Here is a 22974-nt window from a genome sequence, read left to right as displayed (position 1 = left end):
TTAGCAAAAAAATATTACAGATAATGAAATGTGATAATTATTTTCATGGGGATTATAATTTCACATTGTTCTATTTCAATATTTTGTCAGTATCTGTTTCTGTCTGCATTAAATCTGTAACCTATACCTAACATTAGGTTGTTAGGATTCTTGAATTTATACAGCTGGTATCCTACGTGCAGGAAAACATTTCTAGTTATATCTGTTTTCAGTACGAAGTTCTGGTAAAATGAATTGGTATCCTTTCCACGGCATATGAAATTTTTTCCTATTCCCAAGTTTATGGAGAATATAGGCATAACGACTTCTGCTCTGATGGACAGTCCCATGGAAAACTGTTCGATAAATGGTGGGCGGAAAAATTTCAGGTCGTCTGTCGGTGTGTCTGTATTGGCCAGGTGGTCTGTTATGTTTGCACTTTCATCATACTGCGCATCGAGCGACAAACCTGCCCTGAAGTATTTGTTGAAGTTATACATCGGGCTAAAATTCAGACCGGCTACTGCGAATACACCCGGAATAACAGTACCGGAACCTTCTTCCCACATTATTCCTTTCTTTTTGGTTGCACCATATATGATAACGTCATAGTTTATATAAGGCTTGAACCCGTATTTGGGTGTTACAGCTAATCTGTTGTTCCTCTGATATCTTGAATCAGGATTGTTCTGCGGACACCACCTGAGTCCTATACGGCCATCGAGTGTATTTACTCCAAAGTTCGGATAACTGGTGTTGCCGTTGGAATAATGCGAGAGGCCTATTCCTGCTCTGAATGCTACTTCATTTGTAATCTGCCAGTTGAGCAGGAAACCTAAATTTATATATGCATTCGCCCTTGAGCCTACTATAGTGTTATACGGATTTTTCTCGGCATCGTATTTTTTCCATCCGAAAGATGCTCCGAAGTTCCATTCGTAGTCAAATGAAAGATTTGGGGTGATAGATGCAATCTGTGATGTCTGAAACACATATACAGCTAATGGATTTCCTACCTCTTTAGTGTTATAAAATGTGTTGTATCCTATACCTATACCCTGTATTGTGTTGGGATACATTTTGCCCATATAGCTGTTTGGGGCAAATTTGAAACCGTATTTTATGTGTCCGGACAGGTTTGTGCGAATGGGGGACTTAGCCGTATTTTCTCCTTTGAAGAAACCTTTGATGGGGAATGTATATGCCGGTTTAAAGTCCAAACCTATCACGTGTATTATCTTTCGCGGAACACTGTCCTGCTCATCTGCATATATGCCTGTAAAAGTCAAACATAAAAATAACAGAGTTGATATATATCTTTTCATACATTTTTTATCATCTAATTGGGATGTATTATTCGATAGTAAAACGGGTCCATACTGTTGAGTCTTCCTGTAAAAATATATTTTTCTCCGGTGGCTGGGTTTGAGGTATGGACTTTATAGTTTACATGAAACTCTTCAATGTTATTATATATTGCTATCTTTTTTGTTTCCCCCGGATTGACAGGCTCTTGGACTACAAGATTCCTGTCGAGTTTTCCTGTCCAAAAACTTTGTTCAAGCAATCCGAATGTAACTTTTGTTTTCTGTACAACCGGTTTCCCTTCTACAATATCAGGTATTGGTATTTCTGCAAGATTTTTTCCTAAAATTTTGTCCAAATTATTGAATTTTTCATAGTTGTCAGGGTAGAACTTTATTCTTCTTTTAGAATTTTTGTATGGATAGAAATTTAATGTAACAGAACCTTCTGAATCTGAATTTTTTACAGTCATACCATCAACTTGTTCCACTATGTCGGTATTATGATAGAAATCATTTTCAAAATCGTATTCCACCCTGTCGATGACGAACTTTTCTGTAGGTTTCAGTGATACTTTTATGGTTTTGCGGACATATTTATTTCCTACTTCTATGCTGAGGTTCATAGGAGAGTTGTTGAGGTTCTTGTCGCAAATGATTTCCATTTCCTGGCTGTTCTTTTTTTCTATACGGAATCTGCAGTATATGTCTTCGTATGAAATGATTGCATTTTCTCCATTTTCCAAAGGAAGGTAATCCTTTCTGGTACTTCCGTCTAGTTCATATATTTCTAAAAGCATTGATTTTGTACTGTAAACATTCAGTATATCCCAGTTGTCGGAATCGAAGTGTAGTTTGTATGTCTTATCTTTTTCCACTGTACATGTGTCGGGGATATCTGTGATAAAATCTTCAATGAAAATGCCGGAGTTGCAACCGGTAAATACCGTGACAAGTAAAATGTATATAAGTGTTATCTTGCTTTTCATGATTATCAGTGTGTTGCCTTATACCATGAAGTATTGGTATAGCTGTTTGCCTTCTTGTTGTAACTTGGTTCGGAAGTAGTTATTCCGCAATATGTACTAATTGGAATCGGATTGATGCTGCTTGCAGAATAAAACTTTTCAGTATGCGCCTTGTAGGGAACTACTTTGTCAAGTATCTCTGTGAATGCTGTGTATGTATCATCGTTTTCTCCGCACAGATTCTTTACATAGTCTGCAAAGTCGTAGAAGATAACCGGCGAATATCCGTCCATAGGCTGAATAAGTTCTTCTTTTGAACTGTCGAATGAAAAAATGGAATTTATGATTTTCATTATCGATGCCATATTGTCCAGTTCTCTGCAGTCGGTAATGCCTATCGTGCCATAAGGGTATTTGTATGTTGAGTAGAAACTATAGAACTCATTGCAGATACTCTGATAGTCAGGATTCTTATCCAACAGATATTTACCAATCAATGCGTAAGGCATACCGTAGGCCATTATTTCGGTGGGGCATGCTATGATATGATTGGTAACATATCTTAAATCGTATGCTACTTCAATATTCGACATATAGCAGTCATCGAACATGATGTATTCCATTTTGATGTCATTGTTCGATATGCTTTGGGCTAATGTAGCAATGTCTGTCTGGTATTCCGCAGACAAGCCTCCGAAAAATCGTGTCATAGGTCTGTCTGTGTATTCCCAGTGGAATTTGAATGTATCTTTTGTGCGCGATGATGAATAGTCCACCGGAAGCCATCCCATGCCATGACATCCTATTATCATGGAATAGCTTTCTGCCGGAGCAAATGATTTCATGTCGCTGATAATGTCGGTAAGTCCGGTCTCGGTAGTGAATTGTGGGTTAGTGTATTCTTTCAGGATGTTACGCTTACATATACCTTTATTATATACTATTTCAAACATTTCCGCTTCCGATGAACTTGTTGACATAAATACTATCACTTTTTCCTGTTCAAGTCCTTTCTCCGCTATAGCCTTTTCCATGTCTGTGATGTTGTCGTAGAAATAGCTTGTAAGATTTGTTGACCATGGAAGGTACATGAATACAGTCCTTTCTGTTATATCCGGTTCGTTATCTTCCTTTCTGCACGAAACGAAAATAATAGAGAGGAGAAATATTAGTATATATTTGGTATGTTTCATTGTAAAACTAAAGATATTGATATAAAATGTTTTTACTCGATTACAAACTTAATAATATCTTTTCATCTTTCAGAATAAAATGTCATGGAAAATATTATACGCTATTCTTTATATGTAACCTTGAACGGTAGAACCTGGAAAACTCTTCTGTCGGCTGTGGTCAGTTCGAGTTTATACGAGATGGAACTTCCGTTTCCTTTTTCGATAAGTGTCTGTAATGTTTCTTTTGGAAGAAGTTCTTTCAGATATAGTCTGCCGTTCTGTAAATGTATGAGTCTTGCTTCCTTGTCGGTATCAACAACGAGCATGTACGAACGGTTATAATGACTTATAATACTTCCGGCATATCCATCACGAGTGGTAGTTTCTATGCTTGAGTTTTCATAGCTTAGTGTCCTGTTTTCAGATGGCTCAATGAATTCCATATTCTTGTTGAATACCACTTCGTTGTAGTTCAAATCGTAGATGTCCGTTCCCTTGGGTTCCATTTCTTCGTCTGTTGAGAAAAGACTGAATTCAAAATGTCTGAACCTGTCTGATACAGTTATGTAGACTCCGTTTGTAAGCAGCTTTATTTTGACGTGGTCTCCGTCGCATGTTATTCCGCATGATTCCTCGTTTGCCGCTTTTACGGAATATAAATCGTTGTAAGAAAGAACGTCAAATTCAAATTCATTACCGGATATGATATTGACTTCGTCATTAATAGATGTAGTAAGGCTTTTTATATTTGACAAATCAGTAGGGAAAGCGTTCTGTACTTCTGTCAATTCCTTGCTACTCATACGTTTGTAGGTGGAGTAACCGTAAATATTTACTCCATCTGCACGAATGCCGAGATAATCGATGACTTTCATAACGTCTCCTTTTAAGGACACAATACGCATTACCAAATGGCCGTTTTTACTGATTCTGTTTCCATTCTCATATTCATAGGCGTATGTGAAATATCCATGAGCCGGAAAAGCATCTACATACATGTATTCTTTTAATGATTCAGATGACTCGAAATAATACTGGCTTGGTCCTCCTCCTATCAAATCTTCATAATAGTCTTTGGTAGAACATTTTCCGTCGCTGCCTATTTCATGCGTAATAACGTGTTTCCAGCCATACCCTACGACTGACGATTCAAACTCTTCTGTTGAGATATTGGCGGCATCAGGTATATAGCATTCTCCATTCGCATCGAAAGAAAAAGTAGGATAGATATCTTCCTTGTCACATGATGCAAATGAAACGGCACACAAAAGTGCTATAATGAATGAGTGGAGTTTCATGGTTCTCATATCTTTTGTCTTTATCGTTTATTTTTTCATGCCTAAGGTTTGTTTCCTTCTTATTCTGCTTAAATGGATAGGAGTTATTTTCAGATAAGAAGCAATCTCCTTCAGTGGAATAAGTTGGATAATGTCCGGATATCTTTCAATAAGTTGGATGTATCTTTCTTCAGGAGTGTAACGGTATAGGTTGATGTATCTCAGATATATCTGATTGAACAGTTGTTCGGCAGCAGTACGTGCCATTCTTTGTCCGTTTGCTGTATCATCATATTCATGGTTTAAAACGTCCGAATGGCAAAAAAGTATTTTGCAATCCGTTACAGCCTGAATGCTTATTTCTGCTTTCATCCCGTAAAGGCAAAAAGGATAGTCTGCAACAAATTCACCGGGAAAAGAGAACCCTATGTTGTAATCCTTTCCCTCTGTCACATTTCGGCAAGTGTATTTTACTATACCAGATTCAAGTAACCCGCAAAACGGAAATATATCCCCTTCTTTCTGTATATATTCATTCTTTTTGTATTGACGCAATTCTCCTTTCCTATGGCATAAGTCAATGTAGAAATCAGCGTCAATTCCCGCCATATATGTGTTGAATTTAGACATTGTTTTAAATCATGTTTGGATTATAACATGATATAAAGGTAATTATTTATTTTTATACAATGTTTTTTTTATAATTTATTTTGATATAATATCTATTGTTTACTTACTGCTCCGGAGCTTCTTTTCTTGTCATATCCAGCCAGTCTTTAGCTTCAATATAATCCCAATTAATTTATACTGTAACGTACCACAACAGTTCTGACTCCGGCTTCCGGATATTTTTCCTGATAATACTGTGTAAAATCTTTATAGAAATATGGAACAGGTTTAGGACCGGCAGATTTGCTTTTTGAAGGATTGCAGATAAACACATCATATTTTATTGCATTTTCTTCATTCTCAGGATTTTTGCCTATAATGAAAGTCCATTCCATGGTTCCGGTAATCGTTCCTTCAGGCTTGAGATTTTTGTACGATTCAGGAATGTCAGCACTATCCTTGTTTACTTTCTTTATAAAACCGAGCATCCCTATTTCCTTTTTTTCGTTTACAAGAAACCATCTTGTCCAGCTGTTGTCCATATAACAATTCAGACTGTTGAAAGTAACCATTGGATTGGTGTTTATATCCTCCTCTATGGATGCATTGTCGTCGGCATCTATATAGTATTGGAATTCCGGATTGACAGTAGCGCAATAGTCACTGTAGAACCAGTCCGGAATGAAATTGTCAGGAACACCTTCCGATGTCTTTTTTTCTTTTGATATCGTTTCAATAAGATTGTATTCTGTCCATGCAGGCTCACCCATACTATGGTCAAGGTAGCTTGTCTCGCTTATACGGAGTGTATATTCATATCCGGCTTCGTATTCAAATCCCTCTATATACGCAAGTTGTTCCCATTCGGCCGAATGTTCTTTCAGTATCGCATATACGTCTGATACATAGTTGTTCCCGCAGGAAAAAACCAATCCCGTCACTTTTTCAGATGCTACGGTGATAGTATATTCCTTATAGTCTGTTATTTTTCTGCCCTCTTCCTTTTCGCATCCTGCCAATCCGATTATAAGAAGGAGTGACATTATTGTTGCAAATATTGTTTTCATAACTGTATTTTAATAGTATAATGCAAAAATAACCTTTAATAGATAGAATACCAATGAATTGTATGTTTTTTGAGATATAAAAAAGACTTTTCTTAACATAGGTTTATTGGAAATTATAACGCTTAGTGATAGAAAAAGGAAAATATGAACAGTGAAAGCGAAAATGTCGTAGCGATTCTCCTAACCTAACTCTCTAACTTTGCGCCTGATAAACAAGATAAACGATATGAAAAGACTATTGCTTAATTTTGCTCTTGCCTGTTCGCTTTTTCCTCTTGGAGCGCAACAGGTATTGACATTAGAAGAGTGTCTGCAGATAGGTATTGAGAATAATCTCACACTGCAGACCAAGCGTAACGAAATTATTAAGGGAAAGCACAGTATTTCGGAGAACCGCTCCAAGCTTCTACCACAAATCAATGCTGTGGCATCATTCAACGACAATTTTAATCCTCCCGTTTCAGTTACCGACGGCTCGGCATACGGTAATCCTTACAACGTGACAAAGACGTTGCAGTATAACGCGTCGGCAGGACTGCAACTTCAGATGCCGCTCTACAACCAGACAATCTATACAGCCATGTCGGTTACCAAGATGATGGACGAAGTAAACACCCTGTCTTACGACAAGGCACGCGAGGATCTGATAATGCAAATCACAAAAATGTATTACTTAGGACAGAGTACAGCCGAGCAGATTTCTATAGTGAAAGAAAACATCACCCGTCTGGAAGAACTGAGGGATATAACTACTGCTTTCTTCGACAATGGTATGGCGATGGAAGTGGATGTGAAACGTGTCAATATCAATCTCGAAAATCTTCAGGTACAGTATGACAATGCAGTGGCAATGCTCACTCAGCAAATCAACATGTTGAAATATGTGATAGACTATCCTGCGGAAACGGACATCACACTCACCCCGGTGGATACCGAAAGCATAATTCCTGTAGAAATGAGCGGTCTGTACGAAGGTCAGCCGGAACTGGAATTGCTTAAGAAACAAAGTACGCTGGCGGAGAAGCAGAAGAAGATGATTTCGCAGGGATATATTCCTTCGTTGTCGCTTACCGGAAGTTTCATGTATTCGGCATTCACGGACAAGGCCAAGAACTGGTTCCACTCCGGACCGTCAAGCAAATGGTATAACTCATCAGGCATAGGTCTGACACTCAGGGTTCCTATATTCGACGGGCTGGACAAACGCTCAAAGATACAAAAAGCGAAACTTGACATTGAAAATACGAAACTGTCGTACGAAAATGCTCTTAAGAGCTTAAGAACCAGGTTTCTGAACGCTACGAACGACTTGATGAACAGTCGCCGCAATTTCACAAAACAGAAAGACAACTACCTGCTGGCCGAGGATGTTTACGAAGTGACTTCCGACCGCTATCGTGAGGGTGTGGCGTCGATGACAGAAGTGCTTCAGGACGAAATGCGTATGAGCGAGGCACAGAACAATTATGTGACTGCACACTACAACTATAGGGTGAACAATCTTACGATGCTTAAACTTACCGGAAAACTTGAGACATTATTAAAATAATAGTAAACAAGGCTACAGTTACAAGGGGACAAGGTTCCCATCCGGACGGTAACCTTGTCAACTCGTCAACTTGTCACCTATATAAATAACTTCTAAAAACAATCGATATGGAAACAAATGATATAAAGAAAAACACACTTGAACAGCAAGCTGCAAAACTGAAGAAACAACGCCGCCGCCAGTACATGGCAAGTGCTTTGGGCGTGATAGTCTTGCTTGCGGGACTTTATCAGATAGTAATGGTATTCCTCGACTACAGGCTCAAGGAAACCACCAACGACGCACAGATAGAACAATACATCTCTCCCGTAAACCTGAGGGCTTCGGGATACATAAAGAAGATATACTTTACTGAACATCAGACGGTAAAGAAAGGGGATACACTGATGGTGCTCGACGACAGGGAATACAAAATACGCGTCATGGAAGCCGAAGCGGCATTGAAGGACGCCATGGCCGGAGCGTCGGTGATAGACCATACGCTGCACACCACCCGGACATCGGCTTCCGTATATGAAGCTTCAATCTCAGAGGTGGAAATACGCATCGCCAAGCTTGAGAAAGACCGCAAGCGTTTCGAGAACCTCGTACAGAGGAATGCCGCCACTCCGATACAGCTCGAACAGATAGTGACCGAACACGATGCGCTCGTCAAGAAACTCGAAGGACTTAAAAGGCAGCAGAAAGCGGCGTTCTCAGGAGTGAACGAGGTATCTACCAGAAAGCAGAACATTGAAGCCGCCATACAGCGTGCCCAAGCCGCTCTCGAGATGGCCAGACTCAATCTCTCATATACCGTGGTGACAGCTCCATGCGACGGAAAGTTAGGTCGCCGCGCAATTGAAGAGGGGCAGTTCATCTCGGCCGGCCAGACAATCACCTACATTCTTCCGGACACGCAGAAATGGGTGATAGCCAACTACAAGGAGACACAGGTGGAAAATCTCTACATAGGACAGGAAGTGAAACTCTTGGTGGATGCGGTGAGCGACAAGGAGTTTACAGGAAAAATCACTGCGATATCAGGGGCGACAGGCTCCAAATACTCGCTCGTGCCTACAGACAATTCGGCCGGCAACTTTGTGAAAATCCGCCAGCGCGTGCCTGTAAGGATAGACTTCGTGGAACTTTCGGAAGAAGATAACGAACGTCTTGTGGCAGGCATGATGGTTGTAGTAAAAGCTAAATTGTAACGGTCATGGCTTGTTGTCCTAAAAACTACCCGTTCTACAATTGGGTACCCAAGCCCTTGGGCATCATAATACTGCTGTTGATGTTCATCCCTATCCTCACGATAGGTGGTGTGTATTCGGTAAACAGCGGCGAGATGACAAGCGGCTTAGGCATACAGTCGGAGCATATACAGTTCGTCAGCTTCATGACATCCATAGGCATGGCGGCATTCGCGCCGTTCTTCTACCGGCTGGTATGTATCAGGCGGGAGAAGATGATGTGCATAGTGAGTTTCTCCATCATGTACATGCTTAGTTACGTGTGCGCCGTCACCGACAGCATATTCCTTCTAGGGCTGTGCAGCCTCGTCATGGGATTTCTGAGGATGGTATTGATGATGGTGAACCTTTTTACGCTCATAAAATATGCTTTTGGCATGGAGGCCACGCGCAACATCACTCCCGGCATGGATCCTCAGACAGAAGAAGGATGGGACAAACTCGACAGGGAGAAAAGCGTCAGCCAGCCTGCCATATACTTGTTCTTCATGATTCTCGGACAGATAGGCACGTCGCTTACAGCATGGCTCGCGTACGAGTACCAGTGGCAGGACGTGTACTATTACATGATGGGAATGACACTGACGGCCATAGTGGTAATATTCATCACCATGCCGTATCATAGTTATGGCACCCGCAGATTCCCTATCAATTTCAGGAAGTTCGGCAGCGTGTCGGTGTTCAGCATAATGTGTACGTGTATAATATATGTGCTTATTTACGGAAAGACCCTCGACTGGTTCAACGACATTACCATAGTACGTGCCACTGTACTTGCGGTCATTTTCATCGGATTGTTCATATACATAGAATCATCGAGCAGTTCGCCGTATTTCCTCATGGATGTGTTCCGTCTCAAGACCATCAGGATGGGCGTGGTGCTGTTTCTTCTGCTCATGATATTCAACACCAGTTCCATGTTCGTCAGCGTGTTTGCCGGCATAGGCATGAAGATAGACAACTGGCAGAACGCCGTTCTGGGCAACTGGTGCATGGCGGGATATTTCATAGGAGGAGTGATAGCCATGATATTCGGTTCCAGGGGGTGTCATCTGAAGTACATGTTCGGACTGGGATTCTTCCTCATAGGCATGTCGGCACTGTTCATGTATTTTGAGGTGCAGACAGAGGGGCTTTACGAAAGGATGAAGTATCCGGTGATAATACGCTCTACGGGAATGATGCTGATTTATTCGCTCACGGCAGTACATGCCAATCAGCGTATGCCCTATAAGTATCTGTCGTCGTGGCTTTGCGTGATGTTCACCGCCCGAATGATAATAGGTCCTGGCATAGGAACCGCCTTGTATACCAACGTACTGCAAAATCGCCAGCAATATTACGTCACCCGCTTCGCACACGATACTGACAGGGTGGAGACACAAGCAGCGGCTTCGTACGACATGACGGTACGCGGAATGCGTTACCAGGGGAAGAGCGAGACCGAAGCCGAGAACATGGCTGCAATGTCCGCCAAAGGCAAGATACAGGTGCAGGCCACGCTTTCGGCAGTGAAGGAGATGGCAGGGTGGACATTCTATGGATGTATGTTGTCAATGATTTTCGTTCTTGTTTATCCATATCGTAAGAGGAATTTATCGGCTTAGCGGGATTTTTTTCGCTAAGTCCGGTAAATTTACTAACTTTGCAGAGTTTGTTTTTAAGTTCTTTGGTTTGTTGATGTCTGAAAACTCACAACCAACGGTCAACGAAGTCAAACACACAAACTCACAATATGGAAAACAGTTCGAAAATATTGATGGAACTGGAAGAAAAAATCTCCGGTCAGTCTGATGTGTGTTCATCGGACAGACCGGTTTTTGATTTTCCTGAAAGCATGAAAAAAGGGTTTGTCAATTTTGGTATAGGTGTCATAGTATGCCATTCAGGACAATTTTCCTTCAATCTCTCCGGAAAGCAATATATAGCACATGATGGGGAAACGGTATTCATCAATGAGAACTCATCATTCCGCATAACCGGACAAACAGAAGATGTGAAAGTTAGCATCATTATATATAAGGTGGCGCCTATACGCGACTTGCTCGATAATACTGTCTATTCTCTTCTTCTTTATTACCGTATATCGCCTGAAACTTATTGCGTATGGAATACAGGTGATGAGGATGATGTGACTGCTTACATATCTCTCATCGCTACGGGCACTCCTCATAAGGATGACTTTTTTCCTGTAAATGAAAAACGTCTCCTGCTTCTGTCGTTGACGTACAGGCTGTGTTCTGTCTTTAGGAAGAAATTGCTTTCGGGAAGTCCTGTCGGAGCAAGGCGGACGGAAATATTTCTCCGTCTCATCCAGCTTATCGACCGTCATTTCATGTCCGAGCGTGGGGTGGGGTTTTATGCAGACAAACTTTGTCTTTCTCCCAAGTATCTTTCCGGGCTGTCGAAAGCAGTTTGCGGATATACCGTCCAGGAATTAGTGTTCAAGGCCATAATCCGCAATTGTATGGTTCAGCTTGAATGTTCGAATAAGACTATTCAGGAGATTTCAGAGGAATTTAATTTCCCCAATCCTTCCAGTTTCGGGACATTCTTCAAAAAGCAGGTAGGGATGTCTCCGCAGAAGTATAGGGAGAGAGGAGGGTAATTTCAGTATCTGAAATATACTATAAAAAAACGCTTCGTCGTTTGAACTAAAACGTTTCGTCGTTTTATATCGAATGACGAAGCGTTTTTTTTTATAATTTATTTCCATTAATTTTGATGCTGAAACATTTTTTGTACATTTGTCAGGATTAAAAATTTAGATATTATGGAAAAACTGATTCTGGAAAGATTGAGACAAGGAGACGAAAAGGCTTTCAAGCATATATTCGACCGTCATTATACGCTCCTTTGCCGCTTTGCAAATCAGATACTTAACGATGAATCTTTAGCAGAAGAAATTGTTGACGATGCCATATTCTACCTTTGGGAACACCGTAAGGATATAGAAATCACACATACTATCCGTGCATATCTGATGAGGTCTGTACGCAACCGTTGTCTTAACGAGCTGAACTCACTCTCTCATCGTACGGAGCACAGTTTTTCCACCTATCTCTCTGATGATAATCTGGAATTTCTCGATACACTTTTCGCCGATGAAAATCATCCTTTGGGTATCCTGATTGAACAGGAATTGGAAGATGAGCTGATACGTTGTATCAATTCATTGCCGGACGAATGTCGCAAAGTTTTCAAGAAAAGCCGTTTCGAACAAAAAAAATATGAAGAAATCGCTAAAGAATTGAATATCTCTGTCAATACGGTTAAATATCACATTAAGAACGCATTAGCATATCTTAATACTCATCTTGCGGAATATCTGAAACTCATTCTGATATATATTTTTATAGAAAAATGAAAAAAAGTTCATTTTTCCACTACCCTATAAATCTATTATTTTGTCTAACCTATAAAGCCACCAATAAAATATATGGAAAGAAAAGAAATACATAAAGAAGAAATAGATAATCTGATATCTATGTACCTTACAGGAAATATAGATACTCAGTCTTTGAAGACTCTTGCTGCCTGGAGTAAGGAGTCGTCAGAGAATAGTCTTTATGTAAGAAACAAAATGGAAATATGGTTTTCATCAGGAGTGGCAGGCAGTATGACTTCTTTCGATAAGGAAAAAGCTTTCGAAAGATTTAAGAACCACATTGAAAAAGCTACTATAGCAGAAGAACAGAAGCAACGTTTTACAAAATCGCGCAGCTTGAAGATCTTCTATCGTGTGGCAGCAGCAATACTTATTATATTACTTCCACTTGCCGGTTATTGGGGCGGTATGGAAACTGTCAAGAGTGGATTTTCCGATATAGTGGTAGAAGCGCCAATGGGGGCACGTACCAAACTTTACCTTCCTGATGGAACACTGGTTTGGCTTAATGCCGGTTCCAAGATTGTCTACTCACAGGGTTTTGGTGTTGATAATAGAGATCTGAAACTTGAAGGAGAAGGTTATTTTGAGGTTAAGAGGAATGAAGAAGTACCATTTGAAATAAGTACAAAAGAATTGGATTTGACAGTTTTGGGTACTAAATTTAATTTCAGGAATTATGAAGATGATGAAGAGGTTGTAGTAAACCTTCTTGAAGGAAAGGTAAAATTGAGAAATGAGTTGGTTGCTTCTGCGGATGTATATATGTCTCCTAATGAGAAAGTAATTCTTTCTAAAGAAACGGGCCGTATGGTAAAAACCATGATAAATACATCCAATTCCAATTTATGGACAAAAGATGAGTTGTATTTTGATGAACTGTTATTGGAAGATATAGCTAAACAATTATCCAGAAGTTTTAATGTAAAAATAGAAGTTGCCGATTCGTTGAAGAACCAACGTTTTTATGGCAGTTTCAGGATTGTAGGCAATTCCATAGAGAAAATATTGGAAACAATTTCATCAACTAACAGAATGAAATATAAATACGAAAACAATAGGTATGTAGTATATTGATATTGAGAGATTATTAACTTTATGTATAACCTAAAAATATTATAGCCTATGAAGACATCTACCAGTTAACAAATTTGGGTGTCTGTAAAAAATAAAGGAGAATGCGGCCACATCCTCCTCAATAAAATCAGATACCTTATGTAAGACACCATCATTATAGAATGCAAATCTAGCAATTCTATATTATTTTCAGAAATAAATTATAGAAGTTTAAATCTAAAACTATTTAATTATGAGATATTTCAGTAAGGCTATGTTAGTAGCCTCGGCAGCTCTTTGCCTAAACTTATCTGCATATTCTCAGGATATTTCACTGAAAATCAATAATGTAACAGTGAAAGAGGCAATGGAGCGCATAAAGAAGGACACAGGATATTCATTTGTATTTTCATCGAAAGATGTAAATACGAACCGGCGTGTAACTGTTTCTGTCAGTGATGCAACAATAGAGGAAGTTATAAAACAGATATTAAAGGGACAAGAAAGTCTTGACTATGAAATTCAGGGTAAAAAGATTGTTTTAAGGAAAGTAAAGCCGGTTTCTACTAATGGGAATAAGGAGAAGAAAACAGTATCAGGTAAGGTGGTTGATGCAAATGGCGAACCGGTAATAGGTGCTACTATTATGGAAAAAGGTACTACAAACGGAACAGTAAGTGATTTCGATGGAAACTTCAGTTTGAATGTAGACGATGGCGCATTGCTTGATATTTCATATATAGGTTTTCAGTCGCAGGAATTGAAAGTTGTGTCGGGAAGAAATATGTTCATATCAATGAGCGAAGATACCGAATTGCTTGACGAAGTTGTTGTTGTGGGATATGGAACAATGAAGAAAAAAGATGTTACAGGTTCTGTAGCACATATCGGGGAAGAAATAATGAAGAACCGTGTCGCAACCAATGCCTTGGATTTCCTGACAGGAAGTATTCCCGGAGTTAACATTTCTCCTTCAACTGACGCTGCCGGTGGTGGTACTTTGTTGATACGTGGTAAACAGTCTTTGAAGGCAAATACAGAGCCTCTGATTGTCCTTGATGGGGTTGTTTTTTATGGTAATATCCAGGATATCAATCCTAATGACATTGAGAGCATGGATGTCTTGAAGGATGCAAGTTCTACAGCCATATACGGTGCAAAAGGTTCTGCCGGTGTTATCATGATTAACACTAAAAGAGGTAAAACGGAAAAACCTGTCATAAACTTAAGCGCAAAGGTAGGTTTCTCACAGCCTACTTATGTTCCTGACATGCCAACACCTGAACAATACGTACAACGTCGTATGGATTATTGGAAGACGCAGGATTATTTCAAACCGAGTTCTGCCCAGAAAAAGACAGGATATTATGACAATCCGAATAATTTGCCCGAAGGGATAACACAAGAGGATTGGGCAGCGTATGATGAGAGCTTTTCAGGTGACTACTTGGGAACATGGATGACCAGACTTGGCTTTGACCCATTGGAAATAGAGAACTACAAAGCTGGTAAAGTGACAGACTGGCTTGATTTGGCTCTTCAGAACGGATTCCGTCAGGACTACAATACGTCAGTATCAGGAAAAACAGAACGTACAAATTATTATCTGTCTTTAGGATATACTGATAATGAAGGAACTACGGTAGGAAATTATTTCCAGGCTGTACGCGCAAGAATTAATCTTGATACGAAAATCACAAAATGGTTGAACGTAGGTGTTAATGCACAATTCGCAAATAAAGATTTGAGTGGTATAAAAGCGGATGTCTCTGCAGCCAAGGCAATGAGTCCGTTTGGTGATATGTATGATGAAAATGGTGAAATAAAAATTCATCCTGCCAATGATAACAGAACTAAAAACCCGTTGATGGCATATACATTGGATGATAAGATGGACAAACGTCAGACATTTACATCAAGCCTTTATGGAAAACTGACTTTGCCGTTCGGATTTACATGGCAGACAACATTTAATGCACGTTTCGGATGGCAGAAAGATTATTACTTTGATTCTGACAAAAAGCCGGGAGTAACAAAAGGTGGTAAGGGAAAGAGACGCGAATTTTCCGATTATGAGTGGAGTATCGATAATATGTTGAAATGGAACAAGACTTTTGATGAAATCCATAATATAGACTTTACATTTGTATATACAGCTGAGAAATACCAGTCATATGATTCTACAGGAGAAAATGAAGGATTCCAACCCAACGGTAATTTGATTTATCACGCTATACAATCCGGTATAGTACCTACAGTTAAATCGAATGATGAGATACAAACAGGTAATGGTCTGTTATGGAGGTTGAATTATTCATTGATGGATCGATATCTTCTTACTGCCGCGATAAGACGTGATGGATTCTCAGCTTTCGGACAGAGTAATCCTTATGCTACTTTCCCCTCAGTGGCTGCGGCATGGCGTATTTCTGAAGAAAAGTTCATGGATAAAGTAAACTGGCTTGACAACTTGAAGGTGCGTGTATCATACGGTGAGACAGGTAATCGTGGTATAGGTCGTTATGCGGCTTTTTCGCGCCTTACACCAACAAACGCAATTCAGGGTGGCAAGAACTACAAAGCATTATATCCTTCAAGTTTGGCCAACAGGGATTTGAAATGGGAAACGACAACAGGACTTAACCTTGGACTTGAGTTTGGAGTCTTGAATAACAGGATAACGGGATCTTTGGATTTGTACAAAAATAAAACTACCGACTTGCTTATGGATAGGGCAATGCCGTCCATTTCAGGTTACGGCTCTATTGCGGCAAACTTGGGACAAATCGACAATAAAGGAATTGAAGCAACGCTTTCAACATTAAATGTCAATATACCTAATAAGGTGACATGGAGTACATCGTTCATGTATTCTACTAACAGGAACAAAATCAAGCATCTTTATGGTAATATGGTGGATGTTCTGGATGAAGAAGGCAATGTTATAGGTCAGCGTGAAGACGATGATGTGCAGAACGGTTGGTATATAGGTCACGGTATAGACGAAATATATGATTATAAGTATATAGGCATCTGGCAGATGGGCGAAGAACTTGAAGCTAATAAGTACGGGAAAAAACCTGGTGACCCTAAACTGTTGGATGTAAACAGTGATGGTGTTATTAATGAAGATGACAAAGTGTGGTTAGGCTCAAAGATACCTTTGCACCGCCTTAGCATATCAAGTAACTTGAATTTGTTCAAGTGTATAGATTTCTCATTCTTGCTTCGTGGAGAGTTCGGCTGGAAGGCTGTAGATAATATGGCAAGAAATGAAGATAACAGATTCTTCGATACATCAAATTCTGTTTGGAATGAATATTGGACTCCATGGAATCCAAGTACTGAATATGCAAGTCTTGGTTCTAATAGTGGCAATCCTACTGTCAATATTTATAAGAACAGAAATTACATAAAGATGCAGAATATGTCTTTGTCATATACATTCCCGAAGAAATGGATGAAAAAGATACAGGTACAGGATTTGAGATTAAGTTTCAATGTTGACAATGCGTTTACCATTTCAGGTTGGGACACTTCAGACCCTGTTGTGAAAGCAATTTCTCCGAGAATTTGGACATTTGGTGTGAATATGACTTTATAATGAACTTAAAAAGATATGAATATGAAAATCTATAAAAATATAACAAAAGGTCTGGCGGTTTTGTTGATGGCTGCCGGTACATCAGGATGTGTGGACTTGACTCCTGAACCTTTATCTTTCTATACTCCTGAAAATACGTACGTGGATAAGGAAGGACTGGAAACTTTGTTGCGTTTGTGCCGTAAACAAATAAATTTTGAATGGTTCGGAGATGCATTCAATGCAGGTAATTGTGAAACATTTGTTGTTTATGAATATGCTTGGTCGGATTTGGCTGTAATGGGTGGACCTGAAACTAAGGAAATACATAACATGGTGACACAGTTGACTCCTACCACAAACATGTATCTTCATCTCCGTTACTGGGTGTTCGGTTGGAACGGAATAAAATACGCTAATACAATAATAACCCGTACGCCTGAAGCAAAAAACATGAAGTCTGAAGAGGAACGTAATGCGGTATTGGCAGAAGGATATTTCCATAGGGCATATTGGTATTATCTGCTTACTCACCAATTTGGAGATATGCCGTGGATAGGTGGGGAAATAACATCTCCTAAATTGGACTTCAATACCACATCGCGTTGGACTATATTGGAGAATATAAAGAAGGATATGGAGTTCGCTATAAAATGGTTGCCGCTTGAAACAGTTAAAGGTGCTGTAAACAGGGCTGCCGGCGAACACCTGTTATCTAAAATATATTTGGCTCTTGGTGAATTTAAGAATGCCGAGGATGCAGCTACAAGATGTATAGAGAATTATGGATTGCATCTTATGACAGAACGTTTCGGTAAGAATATTGATGAAAAATCGCTGGATGTGTTCAATGATTTGTTCGATCCTGACAATATAAGTCGCGAGGACAACAAGGAAGCGATAATGGTAGGTCAGGAAAGGTTTGGTCTGGAGGGTTGTTCGTCTCCTACTGGTTCGAAACGTAAAAGAAACTTTGTTCCAAGATGGTTTGATGGTGCTAAAATGAAGACACCGGACGGAAAGCAGGGAACAACAGACGCAAGCGGCATTTATGCCGGATATGAGGAACTGGAATATTTGGGAAGAGGCTTGGCAAAGATACGTCCTACCAACTATGCTCAATATGAATTGTTGAAAGACAGGGGAAATGACATCAGATACAATGAAAACAACTGGTTTGACAAGTCACGCATAACATATAACAGACCAAAGAGTAAGGGAGGCAGCGAGAAATATTTTGGTAAGCCGGTTGACCCGAAATATTGTACAGACACGATGAGATGCTATTTCTCATTCCCTATAGTTAAGGTGCTTATTGATAAGGACGACCCTAATAAGGGAGGTAAAGTTCCTATTGGTGGGTATACAGACCAGTATATTTTCCGTCTTGCAGAAACTTATCTGAACAGAGCTGAAGCCCGTTGGTGGCAAGGAAATATAAAAGGTGCTACGGAGGACGTAAATGAGATACGTAATCGTGCCAAAGCCACACCACTTCCTGAATCATCAGCCACTCTTGAGGATATCCTTGATGAAAGAGCAAGGGAACTGTTCCTTGAAGACCACAGAAAGACAGAACTTACGCGTATAGCTTTCTTGAAAGCCAAGTTGGGCATAGACGGTTACTCTCTTGATAACTTCTCTGAAAAGAACTGGTATTATGACAGAGTGATGGAGAAAAACAATTTCTTCAAAGATAAGTATTTTTATTCTACAAATGCATTTATAATGGAACCATACCATGTGTTATGGCCGATTCCACAAAATGCCATAGAATCGAATACTCAGGGACGAATAAACCAGAATTACGGTTACGATGGATATGAAGACAATATCCCTGTTGATGAACTTGATAAAAGATAATTTAATTTATAAAATGAATAGAATATGAAGATTAATACATTATTATATAGTTGTCTTTTTGCAGGATGTTTATTATCCTGCAACGACAACAACGATGCTTCCGTTAATATAGAACTGAAAAATCCATATGCCAATCCGTTGACAGATTATAGTGCTGCAGACCCTACTGTATGGAAGGAGAATGACCATTCGTTTTATGTTTATTGTACAAATACATGGAATGTCCTTAAGTCATCAGATTTGGTTCATTGGGAAAAGTCAGAGCAGAAGTTGTTTGAAACGAAACCTTCTTTTGTTACAGGTAAGGGTACATCAGTCTGGGCTCCTGATATAGAAAAGATAGGTGAATATTATGTATTGTATTATGCTATGTCGGCAATGGGTAAACCTGCCGACGCTGCGCTGGGTACAGCATATTCCACATCTCCTGAAGGACCGTTTAAACTTGACAAATCGCGTAAAGGTAACGGATTGTTGTTTACTTCAAAAGAAATAGATGTACGTAATTCCATTGACCCTTGTTTCTTTGAGGAAGATGGCAGGAAATGGTTGTGTTGGGGTAGCTTTAATGGATTGTACATGGTACAATTGTCCGATGACGGTATGCGCGTTCTGAATGATGATTTGGAAGCGGCAAAGAAAAATAAAATACAGGTTGCAGGCAATGCTTTTGAGGCTCCATACATTCACAAGCGTGGAAATTATTATTATTTATTTGCTTCAGTTGGTTCGTGTTGTAATGCAATGCTCAGTACATATACTACTGTAGTGGGAAGATCTGAATCTTTGTTTGGCCCTTATGTTGACAGGACAGGAAAATCCATGCTGGATAATGGGTACGAAGTTGTAATAAGGGCAAATGAGAATTTTGTAGGTCCGGGTCATAATTCAGAGATAATAACAGACAGTGAGGGTAATGAATTCCTTCTTTATCATAGTTATTCAAGAGATACTCCAAGTAAAGGAAGATACCTTATGTTGGATCGTATTACATGGACGGAAGATGGATGGCCAAAAGTGTTGAACGACAGTCCGTCAAAAGAAGCGGAATCTCCGGTATGTAAATGATGAGAATATAAGGATGAATTTGATATGAAACGAATTAATTGTAATTAAACAAAATAACATTAAGAACTTATGAAAAAAGCAACCTGTATTGTTTTTGCGATGCTGTTTGCAGTATCGGGGATATTGGCTCAAAAGAGTTATGATTTGAAAAAATTTCCTCCTGGCAGTAAACCGGAAGAAATAGGGGTGAAATTGGTAGAACGCTATTTGGATACTCCGCATTCACATTGGGGGAATATCGATGGCAAAAACAAGACTCCTTTCATAACATATCCTGATGTATGTGCATGGCTGGGTGCCATGTGGTTTACGCAGGCCACAGAAAATGAGGAATTGTTCAATCGTTTGATTGAACGTTTTGAACCGTTGTTTACAACACAAAAATACTTGTTGCCTGAAATGCGACCGAAACCTCATAATGTGGTTGATTGGTATGTGTTTGGTGCGGTACCCTTGTATATCTATCGGAAAAATCACGATCCTAAATATCTGGAGTTAGGTTTAAAATATGCTGATGGTCAATGGATTTTACCGGACGTCCCACGTGGAGATGAGAAGAAATGGCACGACCAAGGTTATTCCTGGCAAACTCGTTTATGGATTGACGATATGTTCATGATTACAGATTTACAGGCACAAGCTTATTTGGCGACAGGTGATGTCAAATATCTTAATCGTACAATAGAGGAAATGGTGCTTTATTTGGACAATATTCAACGTCCGAACGGTTTGTTCTACCATGCTCCGGATGCACCGTTCTTTTGGGCACGTGGTAATGGCTGGATGGCGGTCGGTATGGCCGAATTGTTGCGCATTATGCCGAAAGACAATCCACATAAGCCGCGCATCAAAGCAGCTTACTTACAAATGATGGAAACGTTACTTCGTTATCAGGCTTATGATGGCATGTGGAGGCAGTTGATAGACGATCCTGCATCTTGGAGGGAATCATCAGGTTCGGCTATGTTTACTTATGCCATGATTTTGGGAGTAAAAAATGGTTGGCTTGATAAAAAAATATATGGAGAAGCGGCTCGTAAGGGTTGGTTGGCTCTTGTGAAATATCTGGATGAAAACTATAACCTTCGTGAAGTGTGTATGGGTACGGGTACAAAAAACAGTTATAAGCATTATATCGGACGTCCTCGTCAAACAGGAGATTTACACGGACAAGCTGCAATGATGTGGTGTGCTTATGCTTTGTGTAGCGACGGAAAGAGTGAATGAAAGTGATAAAAGGAAAAAATGAAAATGTATAAATTGAGTGTTTTATTTTCGGTGTTCGTCTTGAGTGGCTTCTTGCTGTTCGGATGTGAAGAAGAGGCGGGTTCCAATCAGGCGAAACCTGTTACGGAGGACTCGCTGAGTACTCGTTTGGATACATTTCCGCAGCAATGCAATCCACTCATGGTGGGGAAACGCTTGACCGATCATTTTATCAATATCGATTGTTCTACGAAACGCAAATCGGGAAAGTATCCGCGGTATTCTTTTTGGGGAAATGTATATTCTACGAATACACCAGATCATGTCACTTATCCGGATGCTTGTGCTTGGTTAGGAGCCTTGTGGTTTGCCGAAAAGGCAGGTGAAGATGAGTTGTACGATGGTGTGGTGGCTAAGTTTGCCCCTTTGTTTAATCAAGACAAAAATATGCAGCCCAGTCTGCATCCGAAAGTAAGCAATATTGTAGATTATTATATATTCGGAGTCATTCCGCTGGAAATTTACAAAAAGAAGAAAGAAGACCGTTACCTGGAATTGGGATTGACTTATGCTGACGGGCAGTGGACTTTGCCGGAAAATGCGACTGACGAGCAAAGACGTTATCATGAAGAAGGTTATTCATGGCAGACTCGTGTGTGGTTGGATGACATGTTTATGATTACGGCCTTGCAAATAGGAGCATATCAAGCTACGGGTAATGAGAACTATTTAGAGCGTGCGGCAAATGAGATGGTGTACTATCTTGAAAGGATACAAGAACCGAGCGGTTTGTTCTATCATGCAACAAATGCACATTATTATTGGGCGCGTGGTAATGGTTGGGCTGCTGTGGGAATGGCGGAAATGTTGAAACTTTTACCGGAAAGCCACAAACACAAGGAACGTATCCTTAGAAGTTACGTGAGAATGATGGATGCGTTGGTCTGTCATCAGATGGATAGTGGCATGTGGTCGCAATTGGTAGATGATCATTCTGTGTGGCCGGAATCGTCAGGTAGTGCCATGTTTACTTACGCACTAATTACAGGAGTGAAAAATGGTTGGCTCAAAGATGAAAAATATGCCAAAGCAGCCCGTAAAGGTTGGATTGAACTGGTTTCTTATCTTGATTCGAACTACGACTTGAAAGATGTGTGTGAAGGTACTGGTGCTAGAAATGACTATGACTGGTATAAAAACCGTCGGAAGTGGGTTGGGGATTTGCACGGACAGGCTGGTATGTTATGGTGTGCTTATGCACTCATTGAGCCGGCAGAATAGGAAGTATTAATCAGACTGCTAAAAGCCTATCTGAGCATCATTTATATGATCAGAGGGCTTTTGGAAGTCTGATTTGACACCGAATAGGATTTTAAAAAACTAAGTTTATTAAAGAACTCTTTGGCATAGTAGCCAAAGCTGCTCAGCTGAGATGTTGAATTTTTAACGGACTATTGTCATTTTATTGATATTATTTTTAACATAAGAACAGTCGTAATTATTCTTTTTGTGGAAAAAAACATCTGCATAAACTGATATAATTCTTCTTTGTATTCTAATGTTCATAAGGAGCTTATACATTTTTATTATATTCTCCTTATTAAAGTAAGATTGTAGTATTTATATATAAAAACAAATTAGGATATGCAC

The 22974-nt window shown here is 39.8% G+C and carries 17 protein-coding genes; 11 read left to right on the top strand and 6 right to left on the bottom strand.

From position 1 onward, the window contains the following. Window positions 1–86: 86 nt before the first annotated feature. The 6 genes from QZ379_RS04860 to QZ379_RS04835 all read right to left on the bottom strand — a co-directional run bounded on the left by QZ379_RS04860 (window position 87) and on the right by QZ379_RS04835 (window position 6379). On the bottom strand, window positions 87–1304 hold the full coding sequence (locus QZ379_RS04860) for an acyloxyacyl hydrolase (RefSeq protein WP_291558880.1): 1218 nt from the start codon (window positions 1302–1304) through the stop codon (window positions 87–89). 14 nt (window positions 1305–1318) lie between these two features. Next, complete coding sequence (locus tag QZ379_RS04855; RefSeq protein WP_291558879.1) at window positions 1319–2272, bottom strand: hypothetical protein; 954 nt, start codon at window positions 2270–2272, stop codon at window positions 1319–1321. 5 nt (window positions 2273–2277) lie between these two features. Next, the gene (locus tag QZ379_RS04850; RefSeq protein ID WP_291558878.1) at window positions 2278–3444 is read right to left on the bottom strand and encodes a clostripain-related cysteine peptidase; all 1167 of its coding nucleotides are present in this window, start codon (window positions 3442–3444) and stop codon (window positions 2278–2280) included. A gap of 101 nt (window positions 3445–3545) precedes the next feature. Then, complete coding sequence (locus tag QZ379_RS04845) at window positions 3546–4733, bottom strand: hypothetical protein (RefSeq protein WP_291558877.1); 1188 nt, start codon at window positions 4731–4733, stop codon at window positions 3546–3548. An 18-nt stretch (window positions 4734–4751) separates the two neighbouring features. Then, complete coding sequence (locus tag QZ379_RS04840; RefSeq protein WP_291558876.1) at window positions 4752–5312, bottom strand: Crp/Fnr family transcriptional regulator; 561 nt, start codon at window positions 5310–5312, stop codon at window positions 4752–4754. 188 nt (window positions 5313–5500) lie between these two features. Next, window positions 5501–6379: a DUF4377 domain-containing protein gene (locus tag QZ379_RS04835; RefSeq protein ID WP_291558875.1), complete on the bottom strand. Its 879-nt coding sequence runs from the start codon at window positions 6377–6379 to the stop codon at window positions 5501–5503. Window positions 6380–6605: 226 nt separating this feature from the next. On the opposite strand from QZ379_RS04835, the gene QZ379_RS04830 reads away from it, so the two are divergent. The 11 genes from QZ379_RS04830 (at window position 6606) to QZ379_RS04780 (ending at window position 22605) form a co-directional block, all read left to right on the top strand. Further along, entirely contained in the window at window positions 6606–7928 is a 1323-nt protein-coding gene (locus tag QZ379_RS04830) for a TolC family protein (RefSeq protein WP_291558874.1), read from the top strand. 107 nt (window positions 7929–8035) lie between these two features. Beyond that, complete coding sequence (locus QZ379_RS04825) at window positions 8036–9121, top strand: HlyD family secretion protein (RefSeq protein ID WP_291558873.1); 1086 nt, start codon at window positions 8036–8038, stop codon at window positions 9119–9121. Window positions 9122–9126: 5 nt separating this feature from the next. Further along, window positions 9127–10767: an MFS transporter gene (locus QZ379_RS04820; RefSeq protein ID WP_291558872.1), complete on the top strand. Its 1641-nt coding sequence runs from the start codon at window positions 9127–9129 to the stop codon at window positions 10765–10767. Window positions 10768–10895: 128 nt separating this feature from the next. Then, on the top strand, window positions 10896–11768 hold the full coding sequence (locus QZ379_RS04815) for an AraC family transcriptional regulator (RefSeq protein WP_291558871.1): 873 nt from the start codon (window positions 10896–10898) through the stop codon (window positions 11766–11768). 165 nt (window positions 11769–11933) lie between these two features. Next, window positions 11934–12527, top strand: coding sequence for an RNA polymerase sigma-70 factor (locus QZ379_RS04810; protein ID WP_291558870.1), 594 nt, complete (start codon window positions 11934–11936; stop codon window positions 12525–12527). Window positions 12528–12599: 72 nt separating this feature from the next. Continuing rightward, complete coding sequence (locus QZ379_RS04805) at window positions 12600–13625, top strand: FecR family protein (protein WP_291558869.1); 1026 nt, start codon at window positions 12600–12602, stop codon at window positions 13623–13625. Between the two features lie 232 nt (window positions 13626–13857). Next, a complete protein-coding gene (locus tag QZ379_RS04800) occupies window positions 13858–17208 on the top strand; it encodes a TonB-dependent receptor (protein WP_291558868.1) in 3351 nt (1116 codons plus the stop codon). A gap of 21 nt (window positions 17209–17229) precedes the next feature. After that, window positions 17230–19050 (top strand): RagB/SusD family nutrient uptake outer membrane protein, encoded by a 1821-nt coding sequence (locus tag QZ379_RS04795; RefSeq protein ID WP_291558867.1) that lies wholly within the window; start codon window positions 17230–17232, stop codon window positions 19048–19050. 24 nt (window positions 19051–19074) lie between these two features. Further along, window positions 19075–20118, top strand: a complete 1044-nt coding sequence (locus tag QZ379_RS04790) for a family 43 glycosylhydrolase (RefSeq protein ID WP_291558866.1) — start codon at window positions 19075–19077, stop codon at window positions 20116–20118. Between the two features lie 69 nt (window positions 20119–20187). Next, complete coding sequence (locus QZ379_RS04785) at window positions 20188–21345, top strand: glycoside hydrolase family 88 protein (protein ID WP_291558865.1); 1158 nt, start codon at window positions 20188–20190, stop codon at window positions 21343–21345. An 18-nt stretch (window positions 21346–21363) separates the two neighbouring features. After that, a complete protein-coding gene (locus tag QZ379_RS04780; protein ID WP_291558864.1) occupies window positions 21364–22605 on the top strand; it encodes a glycoside hydrolase family 88 protein in 1242 nt (413 codons plus the stop codon). Window positions 22606–22974 lie beyond the last annotated feature (369 nt).

The organism is Bacteroides sp., assembly GCF_019417265.1.
In the GTDB taxonomy this organism is placed as follows: domain Bacteria; phylum Bacteroidota; class Bacteroidia; order Bacteroidales; family Bacteroidaceae; genus Phocaeicola.
The sequence above is the reverse complement of the archived record's forward strand: the minus strand, read 5'-3'. Positions and strand labels throughout refer to the sequence as shown.